The organism is Vibrio campbellii CAIM 519 = NBRC 15631 = ATCC 25920, assembly GCF_002163755.1.
GTDB classification, from domain to species: Bacteria; Pseudomonadota; Gammaproteobacteria; order Enterobacterales; family Vibrionaceae; genus Vibrio; species Vibrio campbellii.
On sequence record NZ_CP015863.1, the window covers coordinates 398,645 to 419,651 of the forward strand.

Sequence of the window (21,007 nt, forward strand, 5' to 3'; positions counted from 1 at the left end):
TGTACTAAACGGTGTGGTTTACTGTGGTTTTGGCTTCGCTATGAACGCTAAATCTCTGATTTAGAAGCGCTAGCATCTGGTCATAGTATTGATTATTAGGCTTGTTACCAAGCAGCTTACACAACTCATTACCTGTCGGAGTAAAGCGGTAGTACAACAGGCGCACGCCTTTGGTATTTACCTGCAGTGATAAGTTTTTACCTTGATAGGTGAGCATCAAAGGCGTTTCAATGCCAATCTCTCCTGACTCTAATTCAGTGCTGTGCAGCAGTCCCAATTCAATCAATACTAACAAGCTCGAATAAGGCAGTTGGAAGCTGCCCATGTTGAGATTGCTGGTGGTATCACGTTTGCCAAAACTGAATATTCCGCCATGCGCTTTGTAGCCAATCAGCAGTTTGCGACTGCTATCTCCACCAAAACTGCACGCTAGCGTCGCGGCACGTTGCAGAGTTTGGGCTTCTCTCGGCGACATGTCTTTCAACACTTTAAGTGCTTTCATCGAAGTTGAGCCGGGGTTGGTCACTTCGCGCTTCATGACTTGCGCCCAGAGCTTTTGCATTGAGCTGTTGTGGATGTCTTGCGCCATATCGAAAAAACGATACAACCAGTCTTGGTCTGGCTCACCAGCGGTCTCATCTCGACATGAGCTGTGCGCCAGTTTGAGGATTTGCTCTAAGTTCTTTTGTCTTTGTTCTTGGCGGCGTTGTTCACGTAACTGAGCGCGTTCAAGTGCAGTTTTAGCTGGAGGATCGTTGTGCAACAAAGCATCTAATCCGTAGATTTGAGCAATGCTTTGAACACGGCTCGCACTGTCTTTGATGTAGCCAGACTTCTTTTCGTGGTGAGTGTGTTTTTGTTGTGTGGGTTCGTGTTCAATAACAACAGGTTGCTTTGTTGGTTCTGCCATTTTATTTCCTACCAAGGCTGGCGATTAGCACTTGCTTAAATTTACACCTTTCCTGTTTTCTCGACCAGAGAGGCATGTCCGGATTTTGACAGAATAGGGCTATTCAAAATGATAATGAGTTGTTAAAATTGTTATCATTATTTTGGAGGGGTGATGAGATATTCAGACGTAAGCAAACTGAGAAAACACCTGTCGATAGCGCTACTTTTGGTTTTGTATGTCGGTATACTCGCGTATTTGTCTCGCTATATCGTATAACGAAATATATATCTGGCAGGCATAAAAAAGGCGCCGAAGCGACGCCTAGTGTATCTATTCTACTAATCAACAGATTTATTGATTAGCAACCAAGTTATTAGCTATCAAACAAGCTACATATCATCGTAGTCTTCAATTGATGAGCCTTCAATCACGTAGGCCGTTTCTGCCAGTTCATGTTCTATGGTCTCGGTCTTTAATGTCCCCACGACATAAATAACATCCCACAACTCTTGTACTGGCGCTCCTTTCGGAAATTTCACGTAGATGATCTGGTTTGGTGGCGGCGGTGGAACGTGGATACAAGCGCCAAAATATGGCACCAGCAAAAATTCCGTCACTGTATTCGCGTCACCCTCTAATGGGATCACAAAGCCAGGGATTTTTACCTTGCTACCGTTCAGTTCTGGACGAACATTACCAATCTTTGACTGTAATGCTGCTCCACCGGTGTGGTCAGTCGCAGGCATGCCGACACTGTCGAACATCTTGCGCTCATTCTCAGGGACTAGATCAATCCAGTCGAGTTTCAACGGTTCATCACTTGCCAATACTGGCGCAGTGAACGAAATCAGTAGCAAGCAGCTAGCGAGTATCTTTTTCCACATCTTTACTAAATCCTAATTGTCATTCCATCACTGAGCGATTGTCGGTAAGCACGGAATGCAGGGATGAAGCCAATCACAATACCTGCACACTGTACAAAGCCAAGCAACATCCATTCATACGGCGACAGTGCCGTTAAGGTTAGGTGTATACCATAACTTTGTTGGATTATTGGTTGCAAGAGGGCAAGAATGGAATACAAGCCCGCAACGCCGGTAATGATGCCAGCAAACGTGAGTAAACTTGCTTCACTGATCAGTAGCGAGAAGACGTGTTTAGGTCTTGCCCCCATTGCGCGCAGGATGGCCATTTCACGGCGGCGTTCTTGTAAGCTGGTCAGCAAGCTACTCAACATACCCAATAAACCTGCCACGACTACAAAGCCTGAGACTGCCATCAGTGCTTGTTCTGCAACCGACATCATTCCCCATAATTCATGCAGAGCGACGCCCGGCATGATGGCACTAAGTGGCTCTTTCGGATAAGTGTTGATTTGTCTTTGCAGAGCAAAAGTCTGGATGCGTGATTTCAACCCGACCAGCATCGCAGTGATCTGCTTTGGTTGAAAATCTCTGGCTTTGAGGTCTGCGGCACTCGGTGTCGGGCCCAAGCGAGCGCCACTTTCCCAACCGACGTGAATTGCTTCAATTGCTTCTAGGGAAACGTGGACGGTTTTATCCACTGGCGTGCCTGTCGGAGCCAGAATACCGACGACTTTAAATGGCAAGTTGTCGTGACGACTAAAGCCAACATCACTGATGCCATGGGCAATGATGATCTCGCTACCAATTTTATAGCCGAGTTGTTTCGCAACATCAGAGCCAAGTACGGTTTCAAATAAGCCCTTGAATTCTAGACCTTCTGAGAAGGTGAGTGGTTGCTTACTTCCGTACTTATAATGTTCGAAATAGCTGTGGTTGGTGCCCATCACTCGAAAGCCTTTGTGTGAATCACCCAACGAGATTGGGATTGCCCAATCGACGGCTCGATGGTTCGCAAACTCTTGGTAGCTCTTCCAGTCAATATTGTTGGTGGCATTGCCGATTCTGAATACTGAGTACAGCAGCAGGTTCACTTGCCCTGAGCGACCTCCGACAATTAGGTCAGTTCCAGAAATAGTATTAGCGAAGCTATCTTTGGCTTGGGTTCGAATGCGCTCTACGCCTAATAATAGAACAACAGAAATGGCAACCGTCATGATGGTGAGAATAGCGGTCGCTTTACGGTTCATCAGGCTTTTCCAAGCGAGCTTTACAACAGCACTCATGATGCGGCTCCTAGGGTTTGCGCTTGATTGATTTCAGGCAGATTAAGTGTTCGGTCAAATAAGGATTCTAGCGTCGGGTCATGACTGACGAAGACCAACGTCGCGTTGGCAAGGTTGGCTTGCTCCATCAAGAGTTCAATGAATGCTTTGCGGTTGTCATGATCGAGTGCCGATGTGGGCTCATCGGCAATCACCAGTTCAGGCTGACCAATCAAAGCACGCGCTGCTGCGACACGTTGTTGCTGACCAATACTGAGCTCTGATACCGGTTTGTCATGCAGGGCTTTAGGTAAACGCAAACGCTCCAGTAGCGTCGTCGCTTGTTCTTCCAGTGATGTCGTTGAAGCATTTGGAGTAACGCGGTCGCGGCGAATTTTACTGAATTGGCATGGAATAAGAACGTTCTCTATCACATTGAGATAAGGCAATAAATTGAATTGTTGGAAGATATAGCCAATGTGATCGGCGCGAAACTTGTCTCTTTGACTCGCTCTCAAACTCGCGATATCGGTGTCTAATACAGACAGTGAACCGGATGTGAGCGTATTGATGCCTGTTAACAGGGCAAGCAGAGTCGATTTACCGCAGCCGCTTGGGCCTTTGATAAAGACATGCTCGCCTTGAGCAATGTGTAACTGGGGGATGTTAATGGTCGCGTTTTCAGAGCCGGGCCAGACAAACTGGGCATTAGAGAGCTCAACAACGTTTGACGTGGTTTCAGTCATAATAAATTACCAAAGCAATGGCGTGTAAGTAAGTACTTACACGCCATGTGATTTATTTAATTGCGATCTTTGCGTTGTCTTTGCTTAGGCTAGTCGCAGACTGAGTGGTGTCAGTGAATAGGTTTGCACTGATTGATTCTGTTGCAGGGAATTGCTTGAACCAAGTGGTATTGATGCTGTTTAGATCAGCAACAGAGTCACAGTGGTAGCGGTATTCTGCTGTGAACTCACCGTGGCCGCCGTGTTCATGATCGTGACCCTCATGCTCGTCGTGATGTTCATGACCTTCGTGATCGTGGTGGTCATCATCATGTGCATGTTCGTCGTGATCATGGTCTTTGTGCTTGTCATGGCCATGTTTGTCATGATCGTGACCTTCGTGGTCATGTTTATCGTGATCGTGGCCCTCATGGTCGTGGTGTTCATGACCTTCATGAGAATCTTGGCCTAGGGTGTGGGATACGTGAACATCTTCAATCACACATTTCGCTTGTTTGTTGATAGCAAACAACTGGTCGGTGTTTTTTAGAGCAGCAACAGCATCGCCAAGTGCCTTCTCTTGTTCGGCGTTTTCAGGTGCGTGTTCAAAGCCAACAACGTCCGCGCCTGGAGAAGTGATTTCGATCAGTAGGTCTTTACCATCTTGAGCAATATTGAATTCTACGTGGCCGTGCACGTGTGCTTCGTGTTGACGATATTCTTCTGCGTTTGCGGTTGCTGCTAGAGATAGACCGATAACAAGAGCTAGAGCGTGTTTAGAAGGCATTTTCTTTTCCTAATTTGCTTAAATGTTTTATTGAGATTGCTAATTTAAATCATGTAGTTAGCAACTCGTTTAATTTCTAGTATGGAGGCTTCTTAAGTTTAAGCAAAAATAGGCGGCGCGCGTGCTGTATAGCGCACATCACTGACATTTAAACGTTTTTTGATCACGTCTGAGTATGTCGAGCGTTGATAAGTTGGTGCGAGGAGCTCTGGTTGAGCCTTAGCCAGACCATGATGTGAGCCAGCAAACATTTGGCAATGATGGTGGCTGTGGTGCTCCGGGACTAGGTCAAGTTGATGAGCGATAGTGGCAAAATTCCAAGCGATCAGTAACGCAACACTGAGTAAGACCACAGTGCGACGCCAATGATGTGAGATTGCTTGCCAGCGATAGTGCATCTTAAAGCCCGAAACGATACCTAGTGTTATAATATAACACCCATTTGGCAGAAAAGTTCACTCTTTTATGAAATGGAGATGGATTATCTGTGATGAAATAATAACTTAGAAGCAAGTTTTCGGGAGTTTGCTCCTCACCTAAAGACGGCAAGGAGCAATTAAGATTATATATTTTGCTTGATTAGACCAAGAACTTGGTTGATTTCATCCGTGCTGAGAGCCCCTTCTTTGATGAAGAGAATTTTACCTTGCTTGTCTTGCACAATGATGGCTGAGCTTTCTTCTTGTAGAGCCCAGCTACTTGCCACTACACCATTTTCATCTAGGACCATTGATGACCAAGGAAATTCTTGTTTGCTGTCTTGCGCCGATGATTTGACAAACGACCCCGTTCCCCAAACTGCATCATCTTGGTTAATGATGGTCGTGGTTTGGTAAGCATCTTCCGGGAATTTCGCTTCAGTGAGCGCTGTCATTAGTGGAGCGTTCATTGCTTTTGAACTACTGCGTCCTGCGATTGCATGAATGACACGAACTTTACCAAGCATTTGTTGCGTTGCCCAAGGTTGATAAGCCACGCCTTCACCTTGTAATACGATTTCACCGTAGGCGTCTACTTTCGCCGCTGGCACGCTTTCACCAACTGATAAGTTGTGAGCCAGTGCTAGACCCGGAGCAAGAGCAAGGAAAAAAGGGAGGAGAGTCTTAGTTTTCATATTGTTATGTTCCATATGGGTGTGTGAGACTTCCCAAGTATATACTTACAGTTAATAAAAATGTAGAACCGTTTATAACAATTCTTTAACGTATGGTGTTTTAATTTTGTTGCTTTGAGAACGGAATTTGATAGAATGAACCCTGTCGCAAATTGCGCATAAAGGTTGCCATGGAAAGAGCAATCGGTGTTTTCTCAAAAGGATATTGAGGTGGTTATGCTACGTGAGTTTGCTGTTTACCGTCCACGTCAGGTGGCGCGTTTCGTTAAGACTTTATTCAAAGGCCAGTTTTCAATTGCAGGTGTTGGTCAGTTCCGTTTTGATAACGGAAAAGTGCTGTTGCCTGATATCAAAAACCCCCAACAACTCTCTGTATTTAGAGAAGTAAATCAAGCAATTTTATCTCTCCCAGTGTAATGACAAGAATTGTAAAAGAGCGACTTTCGTCGCTCTTTTTAGTTTAGGCTTAACCTTGAAGGCTTGGTGGGAAGCAAACCCCAGTGCCACCTAAACCACAGTAGCCGTTCGGGTTTTTCGCTAGGTATTGCTGGTGGTAAGTTTCAGCGAAGTAATACGGACCAGCAGGTTCAATCTCTGTCGTGATGGCTGAGCGTTGATCTTCTTGCAGAGCTTGCTGATACTGGGCCTTTGAACGTTCGGCTGCGTCTTGCTGTTCTTGTGAATAGGTGTAAATCGCAGAGCGGTACTGAGTTCCTAAGTCGTTGCCTTGGCGCATCCCTTGTGTTGGATCGTGCTTTTCCCAAAATGTGGCGAGCAATTGCTCAAGAGAAATCACGCGCTCATCAAAGACCACTCGGACCACTTCGGTATGGCCTGTCTTGCCTGTGCACACTTCTTCGTATGTTGGGTTTGGTGTGTAACCCCCTGCGTAACCGACGGATGTGGATACCACGCCCTCAATTTGCCAGAACAATCGCTCTGCTCCCCAGAAGCAACCCATTCCTAATACAATCTGTTGTTGGTGAGCTTGCGGCTGTGCCGTTAAACTCGACTGATTTACAAAATGCGTGTCATCGATTTGCATTGATGCCTCTCTACCTGGCAGCGCATCTTCTATACTGATCATTATCTGTTTGTTGAGCATGGTATTTGTCCTTCAATACGAGTCTTAATTTTGCGAATGATTGTATTCAGTCTGAATATGATGTTGTCATGACATAGACCGTGGTAAACCTATTAATATTACAGACTTAGCCTTTAATTGGCGTTATTATTGTTTATGTTTACTTAACTCTTTTAGCTAAAAAAGCATGATAAAAAAAGCTTTGTTAATAATCGCCAGCTCGCTTATCTTTTCTTACAGCGCTCATGCCAAAATGTCTCTAAATATTAAAGGGATAGACGGTGAGTTAAAAGATAATGTTGACGCCTATCTGTCTTCTATCCCCGAAAAAGAGTATGCGAACACTTTGCGTTTTCGTTCTCGAGTCGAACAAAGCATTACAGAGGCTTTGAATGCTCTGGGCTTTTATGACCCTAAAATTGCCTATGGTTTGTTCTCTGAAAAAAATGACGATCTGGTTGTTCATGTTACACCCGGAGAGCCAGTTCGGATCAAAACAATGGATATTGTTTTAGAGGGGGAAGCAAAGGAAGACAAGGCTTTTGTAAGGTTAATCAAAGAAACCCCTTTGAAAGTAGGTAAAGTACTCAATCAAGGTGATTACGATAGTTTGAAATCAGGTATTCGAAATTTAGCGTTGCAGCGTGGCTATTTTAATGGTGACTTTAAATTGAGTCGTCTAGAGGTGGTACCAGAGCTCAATGAAGCTAACGTTCGTCTGCATTATGACAGTGGGATCCGTTATCACTTTGGTTCGGTTGAAATTTTAGGTAGCCAGATCTGGGAAGATCGCGTTGACTCATTGCGACCATTCAAAACGGGTCAGCCTTACTTAGTCTCTGAAGTGGGTGAATACAACCAGAACCTTTCGAATACGGATTGGTTTTCATCGGTGTTTGTTGAGCCTGATCTCACCAAGTTAGACGATGGTCGAGACCTACCAATCAAAGTCTCACTTGCACCTGCTGCGAAAAACCAAATTGAAACGGGTATTGGTTACTCAACTGATACTGGTGTGCGCGGTACGTTGAAATGGAAAAAACCATGGGTGAGTGCGCGAGGCCACAGCTTTGATACCGCGCTTTCTCTGTCTAAACCTGAGCAGACCATCACCGCTGGCTATAAGATCCCTCTTGATGACGTATTGCACGAATACTATCAACTTCAGTTTGGTTTGAAGCATCTCGATAACCGAGATACGGAAAGCTTGGAATCGAGTCTTGCGGTAGAGCGCCACTGGCTTACTGATGGCGGCTGGCATAAAACACTGTATGTACGCCACTTGTACGAAAACTTTTCGCAAGGCTTGCAAGAAGATGGTGTGCAGTTTGTCTTACCTGGTGCTTCGTTCTCCCGTACACGGACTCGTGGTGGTAACATGCCAATGTGGGGCGACAAACAGAGTGTAACGGTTGAGTACGGTGACCCAGCGCTGCTGTCTGAAACTCGCGTACTTCGTTTGCTAGGTCGCACATCTTGGATTCGTGGTATCGGGCAAAATCACCGGGGTCTATTCCGTCTTGAAGGCGGCGCCAACATCACTGATGAATTTGAAAAACTCTCGCCATCGCTGCGTTTTTTCGCTGGTGGTGACAACAACATTCGTGGTTACGGCTACGAATCGATCTCGCCAACAGATTCAAGTAATTCACTGACCGGTGCAAAGTACATAGTAACCAGTACCTTAGAGTACCAATATCGTGTATACGGCAACTGGTGGGGCGCGGTATTTTATGACATTGGTGACGCGTTTAATAAAAAACCTGAATGGAAATCGGGTACGGGTGTTGGTGTCCGCTGGGCATCACCGGTCGGCCCGGTGAGCTTTGACTTTGCTTGGGGCCTAGACGCCAATCCAGCTCCAGAATTCCGTATCCACTTCTCTTTGGGGCCAGAGCTATGATGAGAATAACACTGAAGTGGACGAAATGGTTCTCAATCGGCCTACTGACTCTTATTGTGTTGCTGGCGATTTTAGTCGGCACCATTCTATTTACCCACCCAGGTCTAAAGTTGGCACTTTGGGGGGCAGAAAAAGCGTTACCGCAACTTAAAGTCGAGCAAATTCAAGGCTCACTATTCCCACGCTTTGCGCTGCATAACGTCAGCTTTGTGGATGAGTCTCTCCATGTTGATGCTAAGGTGGAAAGCTTAACCTTAGCGATGAACTTCCGTTGTTTCTTTGACCCTAAAGTGTGTGTGGATGAGCTCGCGCTACAGGGTGTTAACTTCCAAATGCCAGAGTTGCCACCGGCAAGTGATGAGCCGGAAGAAGAAACACCACCGCTGCGCTCCATCAGCACACCAGTGCCAATCTTCGTCAATAAAGTCAGCTTTAACGATATTAACCTGAACATCTTAGGTAACAAGGTTGATTGGCAAGAATTCTCTACCGCATTGTCGATGCAAGGTGACCGCTTGGTGATTGCTCCAACGGCATTGAAAGCGATTAATGTGGCACTTGCACGAAGTGACGAAGCCGCAGAAGAGAAGCCATCACAAGCAGCAGATTCGAAACCAAAGGCCAAGAGCGAGCAAGCTAAAGCGACACCAAAGGCAACTGAAAGCCAGCCTAAAGAGGCGAAAACGCCAACCGCAGAGGAAGCTAAACCTACGGCTGAAACGAAGCCTGAAGGGATTGTGCTACCTGAGGTATGGATTCCACTGACCGTTGAAGCAAAACGTCTCGATATTCATGACTTTAAATTAGTGGGTGACACACCTGTGATTGTTCACCACTTAGGGCTAGAGGCAACGGCTGGTGGTGATAAAGTCGATGTCAAAACGCTAAAGCTTGATATGCCAGAAGTCGAGGGCCAGCTAAGTACGCAAGTGACATTATCGGCCGATTACCCAATTCAAGCGCAGATTGACGCTCTGGTTAAACAAGCGGACGTAAAGGGGCAGAAACTATCGCTTTCTGCGTCTGGCTCGGTTGGCGATTTATCATTGCAGGCGACGCTGTCTGATTTGGTGAAAGCGACGATTGAAGGTCAAATTCAATCGCTTAAACCTGAGTTGCCATTTGATATCAAGCTGAAAGATGTTGCTGCGCAATGGCCATTGACTGGTAAGAGCGATTATCAAGTTTCTGTTCCTAGCCTAGTCGCCAAAGGTTCACTAGAGGGCTACACCGTTGCGTTAGATACCAAGGCGTCGGGTAAAGATATTCCTGCTGTGGATGTGGCGTTAAACGGCAAAGGCACCCTAGAACAGATTGATTTAGACAGCATTGTTGTCAAAACGCTAGGCGGTGAGTTAGCGGGTAAGGTGATGGCCAACTGGGCTGCGCCAATCAACTGGCAAGCCGATCTAAACCTTAAGAACATTCAGCCAGGTTTACAATGGCCAGAAGCTGAAGGTGATATCAGCGGTAGTCTATCGACTTCAGGTTCACTAACCGATCAAGGTGGCTGGCAAGTAAGTCTGCCTAAACTGGACATCGACGGTATTCTGCGTGGCTACCCGCTAAATATTGAAGGTCAGCTAAAGGCGTCTGACAAGACGGGTAAAGGCGAGGATATTCAGCTTAACACACAAGGTTTAGCTTTTTCCCACGGCCCCAACTCATTGAGAGCAAAAGGTAAGATCGACAAGCAAATCTTAATGGATGTTGAGGTTAACTTCCCCGATTTCGCGAAAAGTGTACCGGATCTTGGCGGTAATATGAATGGTAATATCGCACTTCGCGGTAGTCTGAAACAGCCAGACATCAACTTAGATCTCGCGCTTAACCAAGTGAATTGGCAACAACAAGCGAAGGTAGAAACCATTACGCTGAAAGGCGATGTGACTCCACTGCCTGCGCCAAAAGCCGATGTCAGCTTAATTGCGAAAAACATCACTTACGATGACATCAAAATCGATAGTGCGGACCTTGAAGTGACAGGCGATGAGAAGCTGCACCAACTCACGTTGGATGTGGTTTCAGACGTTGTTTCAAGTAGTTTAGAGATCGAAGGTACCTTCAAGCAAAAGCCAGAAATGATCTGGGATGGAGCATTGCGTCGCTTAACGCTAAGTACCCCCCAAGGCCCTTGGGCGCTACAAAAATCGACGGCAGTTAAGGTTAACATCGATAAGCAGATTGCAAATGTACAGGCACATTGTTGGTTGCAAGCAAACTCAAAAGTGTGTCTAACGGAAGACATCAGTGTTGGTAAGAGCGGTGAAGCAAAGTTAGCTATCACTAACTTTGACTTTGACCAAATTAAACAGTTCTTACCAGCAGAGACCAAGCTTCAAGGCTCGGTGAACGCGAATGCTGACGCAAAATGGTCACCAGACATGAAACCGGAAGTGACGGTGAATGTGGATATGCCAAAAGGTCAGGTTGAGCAAGCGCTAGAACAGCCAATTAAGGTCGGCTGGGACAGTGTCAGCCTGAAAGCTAAGTTAGCCCAAGATAAACTGAATGCTGAGTGGTTATTTGATGTTACAGACAACGGCGATTTATCCGGTAAGGTGTCGTTAAATGATGTCTCGTCAGAGAGCCCAACTATTGACGGTAAAGTGTCGCTTTCGACGTTCCATTTAGACTTCTTAGCGCCACTGCTCGGTGAGTACAGCCTATTCAAAGCCAACATGAATACAGATCTGGCTCTTTCTGGTGACGTGATGCATCCGAAAGTGAATGGTCAGCTTTTGATCGATAAGCTTAAGGTTCAAGGTGATATTACACCGATTGACATTAATTCAGGTCGGGTGGCATTGGAGTTTAAGGGACATCAAGCTGAGTTAAATGCCAATATTTTGACCCCAGATGGAAAACTATCCGTTGATGGTGCGGCTGATTGGCAGGACCTATATAATTGGAACTCAAGTGCTCATGTTTTTGCTGAAGAGTTAAAAGTAGACTTATCTCCGATGGGTAAAGCGATTGTAAAGCCTGATATGACGATAAGAATTCAGCCAAATATGGCTAAAATTGACGGTAAAATCGATTTACCTTGGGGGCGAGTATTGATCGATGAGTTACCTCCAACTGCGGTAAAAGTGTCTTCTGATACCGTTATTTTGAGTGCTAATGTTCGTCCTCTCAACAACACAACAAAATTACCTTTCAAGGTTGTCACAGATGTTGATATCGATATTGGTGACGACTTTGAACTCTCAGCTTTTGGGTTCAACGGAAATCTACAAGGTAAGCTTAATGTTACCCAAAAAGACAAAGGACCATTTATCGTTGGTGAAGTGAATATCATTGATGGTTCTTATCGTTCTTTCGGCCAAGATTTAGTGATAGAAGAAGGGAAGATCATGATGAATGGCCCAGCAGATCAACCTTACTTATCCATCAAAGCGATTCGTAACCCGGATAACACTCAAGATGATGTGACAGCCGGTGTTCGAGTTACAGGCCCGGCAAGTGACCCGACCTTAGAAATTTTCTCGACCCCGGCAATGCCACAAGCGAATGCTCTGTCTTATCTGTTGCGCGGTCAAGATATTGATGCGGAGTCAGGTGGCAACGCAATGACGACGACGTTGATTGGTCTGAGTTTGGCTAAGAGCGGTAAGGTCGTGGGTGAGATCGGTGAAGCCTTTGGAATACAAGACCTGCAATTGGACACGGCTGGATCGGGTGATGACTCTCAGGTCACGGTAAGTGGTTATATCTTACCAGGTCTGCAAGTGAAGTATGGTGTAGGTATTTTTAACTCCTTGGGGGAATTTACTGTTCGTTATCGTTTGATGAAAGACCTGTACCTAGAGGCGGTATCGGGCGTCGATAGTGCGGTTGATCTGCTCTACCAGTTTGAATTCAACTAAGCTTAGCTTTTAAAACATAACTAAGGAGTGGTTATGCAGCATTTGGTATTTGTGTATGGCACCTTACGCAAAGGAGAGTGCAATCATCACTTTTTGAAAACCGCTGAGTTTCTCGGGCATCATGAGACTGATGCCCAATTTGCTTTGTACGATTTAGGTCGTTATCCCGCGTTGTCGACTGGGCAAAAAGCGATACAAGGCGAAGTGTATTTAATTGATAACGATACACTCAGCGAGTTAGATAAGCTTGAAGATGTGCCGGTGGAGTACCGCAGAGAGAGTATTGCGACACCATTTGGCCAAGCTTGGATCTACTTATACCAAGATACTGAGCAACTCACAGAAGAGATTGCTTCTGGCGATTGGTGCCAAAGGGTGTGAACTATACTTCGCGAGTACGCGTAAGCATGAGTAGTGAAAGTTTATGGCTGTCGAATGGGTACTCGATAACGGGATATAGGTGTGTTTCCGACGGCCTTTTATTTCAGGCCTAAGGAGAACTTATGAGATCCATCATCATCGGCGCTATGCTTCTATTTCTCAACGCTTGTGCGCAAACCACACTACCCAGCTCTGTTAACGCGACAGACTGGCAAGCTTTCGGCAAACAAACAGCACTAAAGGGTTCGCTTGAGTTGTCCGAAGACCGTATTGCCAAGTTAGATGACACTAACCGTGCCACTCCTGAACTCATCATGGCCTACCAAACTGGCTACCAGGAGGGTAAGGAAGAGTATTGTCAGCAAAGCGCTTATATTCTCGGCGTACAAGGTGCTCCTTACTATGGCATCTGCGATGATTTAGACCCATTTTTCCACAACGATTATGAATCAGGCAGATTGTCGACGGCGGGTGGCTATTAAACCGGGTGGCGATTAAATAAAGTTACGAAAACGAAAAAGAGCTGCCAATTGGCAGCTCTTTTGTTATTTGTAACTTACGATTATTTGTTTTGAGCACGCTCGTAAGACTCTAGGATTTCCGCTTTTGCTGCAGCAACGTCATCCCAGCCATCGACCTTGACCCATTTGCCCGCTTCAAGCTCTTTGTAGCGTTCGAAGAATTGTGTGATCTGTGCTTTCAACAATTCAGGGATGTCATCGACATCTTGAATGTCTTCGTACTCTTTTGAGATTTTTGAGTGCGGTACAGCAAACACTTTTGCATCTTCACCCGATTCGTCCGTCATTTTCAGTACGCCGACTGGACGACAGCGAATCACAGAGCCTGGCATCAATGGGTAAGGGGTTGGAACCAATACGTCCACTGGGTCACCATCTAGAGAAAGAGTATCGTTCACATAGCCATAGTTACATGGGTAGAACATAGGTGCAGACATGAAACGGTCAACAAACACAGCACCAGTGTCTTTATCTACTTCGTATTTGATTGGATCCGCGTTGGCAGGGATTTCGATGACGACGTAGATATCTTCAGGCAGTGATTTACCTGCTGGTACGTTATTTAAGCTCATTTGAATATTCCTTTTCATTGAGGATTAAGCTTGGAGAGGCTTAATCTGGCTAACATTTACGAAGTTCACTTTAACGACAAAAACGCGGCAGGTAAACACCCGCCGCGTTGGACAAAGGTCTGAAATTAGTCTTCTTCGCGATTCAGTTCAAGAAACTCTTCGACTTTGTTGACCATGTTCTTTGAACCAACAAAGAAAGGCACGCGCTGGTGCAGTTCGGTAGGTTTCAAATCCATAATGCGGTTTACACCGTCAGACGCCAAACCGCCAGCTTGCTCAATTAAGAATGCCATCGGGTTGCACTCGTACAACAAGCGTAGCTTGCCTTGAGGGTGGCTTTGCGTACTTGGGTACAAGTAAATGCCGCCTTTTAGCAGGTTACGGTGGAAGTCAGCTACCAATGAGCCAATGTAGCGAGAAGTGTATGGGCGACCATCTTCAGGCACATTCTCCTGACAGTACTTGATGTACTTCTTCACGCCCTGCGGGAAGCGGATGTAGTTGCCTTCGTTGATTGAGTATATTTTACCATCTTCTGGGATCATCATATTTTCATGAGATAGACAGAAGCTGCCAATCGATGGGTCGTAGGTGAAGCCGTTTACACCATTACCTGTGGTGTAAACCAGCATGGTGGATGAGCCGTAAATCACGTAGCCCGCTGCCACTTGTTTGTGACCTGGTTGTAGGAAGTCTTCTTCTGTTGGTGGGGTACCAATCGGAGAAACTCGACGGTAAATAGAGAAAATCGTACCGACTGATACGTTCACATCGATGTTTGATGAGCCATCGAGTGGGTCCATTAGTACAACGTATTTTGCGTTTTGGTTAAGTTCTTTATTGAACGCAACCGCTTCATCCTCTTCTTCACTGGCTACACCACACACTTGGTCGCGTGCTTCGAGCGCTGCTTTGAACTTGTCGTTCGCGTATAAATCAAGCTTTTGCTGATCTTCGCCTTGTACGTTCTCTGTACCTACAGCGCCAGTGATATCACCAAGACCTGCCGCATTGATTTCGCGGTTTACGATTTTTGCAGCTAAACGAATAGAAGCTAATAGAGATGAAAGATCACCGCTAGCGTGGGGGAAATCCGCTTGTTTCTCAACAATGAATTCGCCTAGGGTGCGCAGTCCTGACATGGTTTATCCTTACATTTTTCATTTCGTTGGGGGTGTCGCGCAACGGGGGCATCTCTTTATGGATGTTAAACGATTGCGCTAGGTGTAAGTTTAAGTCGCAGATCTTATTAATGGTAATGAAGTAACCGACTGAGATCTCAATTTATTTGTCTTATTGCATAAGACGTGAACCGCTTGGTTAATGCTTGGTCAGTCCGCCCCAAGCCTTGTCAGATTTGTGAAAGAGACTGCAAGAACACAGCGAAAGGCACTCGCTTTTCTGGTGGTTATCACGATAATGAAAGGATTAAAGAACGCATTACAAGGTTAAGTTTATGCACATTCATATCTTGGGTATCTGCGGCACGTTTATGGGCGGTGCCGCAATTTTAGCGCGTCAGCTAGGTCATAAAGTGACGGGTTCGGATGCCAACGTTTATCCACCAATGAGCACCCTGTTGGAGTCTCAAGGTATTGAAATTATTGAAGGCTTTGACCCTTCTCAGCTTAACCCACAACCCGACCTCGTGGTGATTGGTAACGCGATGAGCCGTGGTAACCCATGTGTTGAGCATGTGCTGAATACCAATATGCGTTACACCTCTGGTCCACAATGGTTACAAGAGTTCTTATTGCACGATCGCTGGGTTCTAGCGGTATCAGGTACCCACGGCAAAACGACAACTTCAAGTATGCTAGCTTGGATTTTAGAAGACTGTGGTTACCAACCGGGCTTCCTAGTTGGTGGTGTGTTGGGTAACTTCGGTGTGTCAGCACGCTTGGGTGAAAGTATGTTTTTCGTCGTTGAAGCAGACGAATACGACAGTGCTTTTTTCGATAAACGATCTAAGTTTGTTCACTACCACCCACGCACGCTGATCATGAATAACCTTGAGTTCGATCATGCAGACATCTTTGACGATCTCGAAGCGATCAAGCGTCAATTCCACCACTTAGTTCGCACTGTTCCAGGTAACGGTTTGATCCTTTCGCCGAAGCAAGACCATTCGCTACAAGACGTGATTGAGCGCGGATGTTGGACTGAAAAGCAGTTCTCGGGTGTCGATGGTGATTGGCAAGCACACAAACTGGTTGTTGATGGCTCAAAATTTGAAGTGTCACTGCAAGGTGAGAAAGTGGGCATTGTTGATTGGGACCTTGTTGGTGATCACAACGTGGATAACGCTTTGATGGCTATCGCTGCTGCGCGTCATGTTGGTGTTGCACCAGAACTGGCTTGTCAGGCTCTTGGTCGTTTTATCAATACCAAACGTCGCTTAGAGTTACAAGGCGAAGAGCAGGGCGTGACGGTTTATGATGATTTTGCTCATCACCCAACGGCGATTGAACTGACGCTAGGTGGTTTACGTAACAAAGTTGGCGAAAAACGTATCCTTGCCGTTTTAGAGCCACGCTCTGCGACCATGAAACGTGGTGTGCACAAGAATACTTTAGCGGCTTCATTGCACAGTGCCGATGAAGTGTTCCTCTTCCAACCGGATAACATTGATTGGTCGGTACAGGATATTGCAGACCAGTGTAAACAGCCTGTGTTTGTTGGTGCAGAGATGGACAGCTTCGTCGCAAAAATCGTAGAGCAAGCGCAGCCAGGTGACCAAATCCTCGTGATGAGTAACGGTGGCTTTGGTGGTATTCACGGCAAGCTTCTGGAACAACTGAAACAAAAAGCTTAATGACATCTATGCAGCAAAAAGTAACCCCTAAAAAAGCCATCACACTCGCATTAACGGGCGCCTCTGGTGCCCCGTATGGACTTCGTCTTCTTGAATGTTTAGTGGCAGCGGATTACCACGTCTACGTGTTGATCTCTTCGGCTGCGCGCGTGGTAATGGCGACCGAACATGACCTGAAACTCCCAAGTGGCCCTGAAGCGGCGCAAAAAGCGCTGGTTGAGCACCTTAATTGCAATCCAGATAACATCACAGTTTGTGGCAAAGACGACTGGTTTTCGCCGGTGGCTTCTGGCTCTGCGGCGCCTAAGCAAATGGTGGTTTGTCCATGTTCTGCAGGTAGTGTTGCGGCCATTGCACACGGCATGTCGGATAACTTGATTGAGCGTGCTGCTGATGTGGTAATGAAAGAGCGCGGACAGTTGCTGCTTGTAGTGCGTGAAACGCCATTCTCGACGTTGCATCTTGAAAACATGCACAAGCTTTCGCAAATGGGTGTCACCATTATGCCTGCAGCGCCGGGCTTCTATCATCAGCCTAAGAGCATTGAAGACTTGGTTGATTTTATGGTGGCGAGAATTCTGGATCACCTTGGCATTGAGCAAGGTTTAGTGCCACGTTGGGGTTATGACCAACGTTGATTGTGTAATTAATAAAAGACCTTTACAATCCATCCAACTCATCGGGGAGCAAACCCACTTGGCATTGAGCTTATCAATACCATTGGGCGCTGAGACCTAATCGCTTAACGTTGTTGAGCAAACAGGGACCCGTATTACCTGAACCAGATAATGCTGGCGTAGGAATTGAGTCTGGATATTGGAAGTCCTAGATACCGCCTCAACCCTGTGCCGCTCAACTCATGTTTACTAATGCAAATGGAGAGCGAGCAGTGAAAACCACTCTTAGTCTGATTGCCCTTGCAGCCATCACTTCTACTTCAGCGTTTGCCGCTGAAAACACCCTAACTGTCTACACTTACGACTCTTTCGCTGCCGATTGGGGACCTGGTCCTAAAGTTGAAAAAGCGTTCGAAGCCAAATGCGGTTGCGACGTTAATTTCGTTGCTCTGGATGACGGTGTTTCAATCCTTAACCGCCTTCGCTTGGAAGGAAACAATAGCAAAGCGGATATCGTGTTAGGTTTGGATAACAACCTGATGGCGGAAGCGAAAAAGACTGGACTTCTGGCTGAGCACAATGTTGATACATCGAAGACGACCTTGCCTAATGGTTGGGATGATAAGACCTTCGTACCGTACGATTACGGCTACTTTGCGTTTGTATACAACAAGGATAAGTTGGCGAATCCTCCAAAAAGCATGAAAGAGCTAGTGGAAGAGCGTGATGATCTGAAAGTGATTTACCAAGACCCTCGTACTTCGACGCCGGGTCAAGGTTTGATGCTGTGGATGAAGTCCATCTACGGCGATGATGCGACTCAAGCGTGGAAGCAACTGGCAACGAAAACAGTTACGGTTACCAAAGGTTGGTCAGAAGCTTACTCGATGTTCTTGAACGGTGAGTCCGACCTCGTGCTGTCTTACACGACTTCTCCAGCGTACCATTTGATTGCAGAAGGTGATGCGAAATACGCCAGCGCAGACTTTACCGAAGGCCACTACATGCAAGTGGAAGTGGCGGCTAAGGTCAAAGGTTCAAAGAATGCGGAACTTGCGGATGAGTTTATGAATTTCATCTTGAGTGATGAGTTCCAATCTGCGATGCCAACAGGTAACTGGATGTACCCAGTGACTGACGTTGAATTACCAAAAGGCTTTGAAACCTTAAGCGTACCAAGCAAGCCACTTAGCTTTAGTGCAGATGAAGTAGCGAAAATGCGCAAGACTTGGATTCGCGAGTGGCAAAGCGCATTGACGTTCTAATATAGGTTCTACTTTTGAATTCTGTTCCGAAAATCGGGTTAGGGGTCGCGATGATTATTGCGACCTTTGTTGTTTCTGCCCTCGGTGCTTTGATTGTTCAAGCGCCTTCACTTGATGTGTCTATGATGTGGGGAGACCCATACTATCAACACGTCACCAAGTTCAGTTTCTACCAAGCTTTCCTTTCTACACTATTGAGTGTTGGCTTTGCTATTCCTGTTGCTCACGCACTTTCTCGACGTGAGTTCTTTGGGAAGTCTCTACTACTAAAGTTGTTTGCGTCTACCTTAGTTCTGCCGGTGTTAGTTGGTGTATTTGGCTTATTGGCGATTTACGGTAACAGCGGCTTATTAGCACAATGGCTGAAAAGCATCGATTCGGAGCTGCCGTTTTCCATCTATGGCCTGAACGGTATTTTACTTGCGCATGTGTTCTTTAATATGCCTTATGCAGCGCGGCTACTTTTGCAGGCATTAGAGTCGATCCCCGCAGAGCAACATAAACTGTGTGCGCACCTTGGAATGAGCCATTGGGACAAATTCCGCTGGGTGGAATTGCCTCGCTTAAGACAACAACTGCCACACGTAAGCGGCTTGGTGTTTATGCTTTGCTTTACCAGTTTCGCCACCGTGATGGCGTTAGGCGGCGGACCGAAATCGACCACCATTGAACTTGCCATTTATCAGGCGATTAAGTTCGATTTTGATCTGCAGGCTGGGGCGCTTTTGGCACTGTGGCAAATGCTACTATGTGGCTTGTTAGCGATTGGCGTGCAGAAGTTGACGAAGCCAGTTTCAGTTAGCGCTGGCAGTACATCGGTACAGCAATATTTAACGAAGGATCATTGGTGGTCAAAAGCTTGGGATAGTTTTTGGATCATAGGTGCCTTTTTACTAGTAATACCACCACTTATGATGGTGGTGTTCAGTGGCATCAACCAGCAAGTTTGGTCGGTACTGACCGATGAGCGCTTTTGGTCCGCACTGTTCAATTCTCTCAAAGTTGCGATACTGGCGAGCTCTCTTGCTGTTGCTGCTGGTGTGTCGATTTTGCTGACCAGTCGACGTTGGCGATTGCAGTATAAAAATACTCGCGCCGATCAAATTGAGCTTATCGGAACCATTATCTTAGTAACGCCGGGATTGGTGATTAGCACCGGATTGTTCCTATTACTGCGATCGTTTACCGATGTATTCAGCTTGGCGTTTTTTGTTGTCATCTTAGTTAATGGCTTGATGGCATTGCCATATGTCATTAAGACTTTATCTCAACCTATGTTGCACATCGAGCAGCAGTATCAGTACGTGTGTGCCAGCTTAGGCATGCGTGGTTGGCAACGATTTAAAGTCGTGGAATGGCAAGCGCTGCGCAAGCCGTTTGCCCATGCTTTTGCTATCAGCTTTATGTTTGCAATTGGCGACTTAAGTGCGATTGCCTTGTTCGGTGGGCAAGAGTTTAGAACCTTGCCGTTGTACCTATTCCAATTGTTGGGAAGTTACCAGATGGATGCCGCTGCCGTGGTATCGGTTACTTTGCTGTTACTCAGCGTCGGCTGTTTTGCTTTGATTGAGAAAGTGTTGAAAACGAAGGAGAGAGCGTAATGTTAGTGTTGGATGATGTGCAGTACACCTATCAACGTGAACTGTTTCGTTTTGAGTTAGCTATTCAGCGTGGACAAATCGTTTCACTGATGGGGCCGAGTGGGGCGGGCAAATCAACCCTATTGGCATTAGTTGCTGGTTTTATTAATCCAGACCATGGCGATATTCTGGTTGATAGTGAGTCTATCGTGCGTAAAGAGCCGCATCAGCGTCCGTTTTCAATGCTGTTCCAAGAGCATAATCTGTTTGCTCACCTGTCAGTAAGAGACAACATCGGTTTGGGCCTACATCCGGGACTAAAGCTCACGGCAGACCAAAAGCTGCTTGTTGAGCAAGCGGCCAAGCAGGTCGGGGTTGCTGAGTATCTGGACCGTTTACCTGAACATCTTTCTGGTGGTCAGCGTCAGCGTGTGGCACTTGCGCGTTGTTTTGTTCAGCCGCACCCAATGTGGTTACTCGATGAACCTTTTTCTGCGTTAGACCCAGTATTGAGAGAAGAGATGCTGACACTGGTTAAACAACTTGCTGCTGAGCGTGGCATTACCGTTTTGATGGTGACGCACCACTTAAGTGACGCCAGAGCGATTGCTAGTCATTTTGCTTTTGTGGCTGGTGGTCAGGTTGAAGCTGCAGGAGAGATTGGTGAGCTTAACGCTCAACATAGCAGTAAAGCATTGAAGGCTTTTGTTAAAGCGGCAGGGTGATTACCCTGAGATAGAAAAATAAAAGGTTG

General features: G+C 46.3%; 20 protein-coding genes. 10 read left to right on the forward strand and 10 right to left on the reverse strand.

The window, feature by feature from the left end; translation table 11 throughout:
* Positions 1-4 precede the first annotated feature (4 nt).
* From A8140_RS02025 to A8140_RS02055, 7 genes are all read right to left on the reverse strand, one after another.
* A complete protein-coding gene (locus tag A8140_RS02025; RefSeq protein WP_005528557.1) occupies positions 5-910 on the reverse strand; it encodes a TIGR03899 family protein in 906 nt (301 codons plus the stop codon).
* 371 nt (positions 911-1,281) lie between these two features.
* A complete protein-coding gene (locus A8140_RS02030; protein ID WP_005528558.1) occupies positions 1,282-1,776 on the reverse strand; it encodes a DUF3299 domain-containing protein in 495 nt (164 codons plus the stop codon).
* A 5-nt stretch (positions 1,777-1,781) separates the two neighbouring features.
* Positions 1,782-3,041, reverse strand: a complete 1,260-nt coding sequence (locus A8140_RS02035) for an ABC transporter permease (RefSeq protein WP_005528559.1) — start codon at positions 3,039-3,041, stop codon at positions 1,782-1,784.
* Complete coding sequence (locus A8140_RS02040; protein ID WP_005528560.1) at positions 3,038-3,766, reverse strand: ABC transporter ATP-binding protein; 729 nt, start codon at positions 3,764-3,766, stop codon at positions 3,038-3,040. The genes A8140_RS02035 and A8140_RS02040 overlap by 4 nt, the downstream gene beginning before the upstream one ends.
* A gap of 52 nt (positions 3,767-3,818) precedes the next feature.
* The gene (gene zrgA, locus A8140_RS02045) at positions 3,819-4,532 is read right to left on the reverse strand and encodes a zinc uptake protein ZrgA (RefSeq protein WP_005528561.1); all 714 of its coding nucleotides are present in this window, start codon (positions 4,530-4,532) and stop codon (positions 3,819-3,821) included.
* A 98-nt stretch (positions 4,533-4,630) separates the two neighbouring features.
* On the reverse strand, positions 4,631-4,930 hold the full coding sequence (locus tag A8140_RS02050; RefSeq protein WP_005528562.1) for a DUF2607 family protein: 300 nt from the start codon (positions 4,928-4,930) through the stop codon (positions 4,631-4,633).
* A gap of 164 nt (positions 4,931-5,094) precedes the next feature.
* Positions 5,095-5,646 (reverse strand): YtfJ family protein, encoded by a 552-nt coding sequence (locus tag A8140_RS02055; protein ID WP_005528563.1) that lies wholly within the window; start codon positions 5,644-5,646, stop codon positions 5,095-5,097.
* A 216-nt stretch (positions 5,647-5,862) separates the two neighbouring features.
* Here A8140_RS02055 and A8140_RS02060 point away from each other — a divergent pair, with 216 nt between their 5' ends.
* Complete coding sequence (locus A8140_RS02060) at positions 5,863-6,063, forward strand: DUF1107 domain-containing protein (RefSeq protein WP_005528565.1); 201 nt, start codon at positions 5,863-5,865, stop codon at positions 6,061-6,063.
* Positions 6,064-6,112: 49 nt separating this feature from the next.
* Here A8140_RS02060 and msrA read toward each other — a convergent pair whose 3' ends face one another.
* The gene (msrA, locus tag A8140_RS02065) at positions 6,113-6,751 is read right to left on the reverse strand and encodes a peptide-methionine (S)-S-oxide reductase MsrA (RefSeq protein ID WP_005528567.1); all 639 of its coding nucleotides are present in this window, start codon (positions 6,749-6,751) and stop codon (positions 6,113-6,115) included.
* 166 nt (positions 6,752-6,917) lie between these two features.
* On the opposite strand from msrA, the gene tamA reads away from it, so the two are divergent.
* From tamA to A8140_RS02085, 4 genes are all read left to right on the forward strand, one after another.
* Positions 6,918-8,633: an autotransporter assembly complex protein TamA gene (gene tamA, locus A8140_RS02070; RefSeq protein WP_005528569.1), complete on the forward strand. Its 1,716-nt coding sequence runs from the start codon at positions 6,918-6,920 to the stop codon at positions 8,631-8,633.
* Positions 8,630-12,502 (forward strand): autotransporter assembly complex protein TamB, encoded by a 3,873-nt coding sequence (gene tamB, locus A8140_RS02075; protein WP_005528571.1) that lies wholly within the window; start codon positions 8,630-8,632, stop codon positions 12,500-12,502. The genes tamA and tamB overlap by 4 nt, the downstream gene beginning before the upstream one ends.
* Before the next feature lie 33 nt (positions 12,503-12,535).
* Positions 12,536-12,883 carry a gamma-glutamylcyclotransferase family protein gene (locus tag A8140_RS02080; protein WP_005430563.1) on the forward strand — a complete coding sequence of 116 codons (348 nt, stop codon included), beginning with the start codon at positions 12,536-12,538 and terminating at the stop codon, positions 12,881-12,883.
* 122 nt (positions 12,884-13,005) lie between these two features.
* The gene (locus tag A8140_RS02085) at positions 13,006-13,365 is read left to right on the forward strand and encodes a DUF2799 domain-containing protein (RefSeq protein WP_005528573.1); all 360 of its coding nucleotides are present in this window, start codon (positions 13,006-13,008) and stop codon (positions 13,363-13,365) included.
* Between the two features lie 80 nt (positions 13,366-13,445).
* Here A8140_RS02085 and ppa read toward each other — a convergent pair whose 3' ends face one another.
* Positions 13,446-13,976 carry an inorganic diphosphatase gene (gene ppa, locus A8140_RS02090; RefSeq protein ID WP_005528574.1) on the reverse strand — a complete coding sequence of 177 codons (531 nt, stop codon included), beginning with the start codon at positions 13,974-13,976 and terminating at the stop codon, positions 13,446-13,448.
* A 125-nt stretch (positions 13,977-14,101) separates the two neighbouring features.
* Entirely contained in the window at positions 14,102-15,118 is a 1,017-nt protein-coding gene (gene fbp, locus A8140_RS02095; protein WP_005528576.1) for a class 1 fructose-bisphosphatase, read from the reverse strand.
* Positions 15,119-15,432: 314 nt separating this feature from the next.
* Between fbp and mpl the strand changes: the two genes are divergently transcribed.
* The 5 genes from mpl to thiQ all read left to right on the forward strand — a co-directional run bounded on the left by mpl (position 15,433) and on the right by thiQ (position 20,978).
* Complete coding sequence (gene mpl / locus A8140_RS02100) at positions 15,433-16,791, forward strand: UDP-N-acetylmuramate:L-alanyl-gamma-D-glutamyl-meso-diaminopimelate ligase (protein ID WP_005528577.1); 1,359 nt, start codon at positions 15,433-15,435, stop codon at positions 16,789-16,791.
* The gene (locus A8140_RS02105; RefSeq protein ID WP_005450501.1) at positions 16,791-17,429 is read left to right on the forward strand and encodes a flavin prenyltransferase UbiX; all 639 of its coding nucleotides are present in this window, start codon (positions 16,791-16,793) and stop codon (positions 17,427-17,429) included. The genes mpl and A8140_RS02105 overlap by 1 nt, the downstream gene beginning before the upstream one ends.
* A gap of 251 nt (positions 17,430-17,680) precedes the next feature.
* Entirely contained in the window at positions 17,681-18,673 is a 993-nt protein-coding gene (thiB, locus tag A8140_RS02110; protein WP_005528579.1) for a thiamine ABC transporter substrate binding subunit, read from the forward strand.
* A 14-nt stretch (positions 18,674-18,687) separates the two neighbouring features.
* A complete protein-coding gene (gene thiP / locus A8140_RS02115) occupies positions 18,688-20,274 on the forward strand; it encodes a thiamine/thiamine pyrophosphate ABC transporter permease ThiP (protein ID WP_080619495.1) in 1,587 nt (528 codons plus the stop codon).
* On the forward strand, positions 20,274-20,978 hold the full coding sequence (gene thiQ / locus A8140_RS02120; RefSeq protein ID WP_005528583.1) for a thiamine ABC transporter ATP-binding protein: 705 nt from the start codon (positions 20,274-20,276) through the stop codon (positions 20,976-20,978). The genes thiP and thiQ overlap by 1 nt, the downstream gene beginning before the upstream one ends.
* Positions 20,979-21,007: the final 29 nt, after the last annotated feature.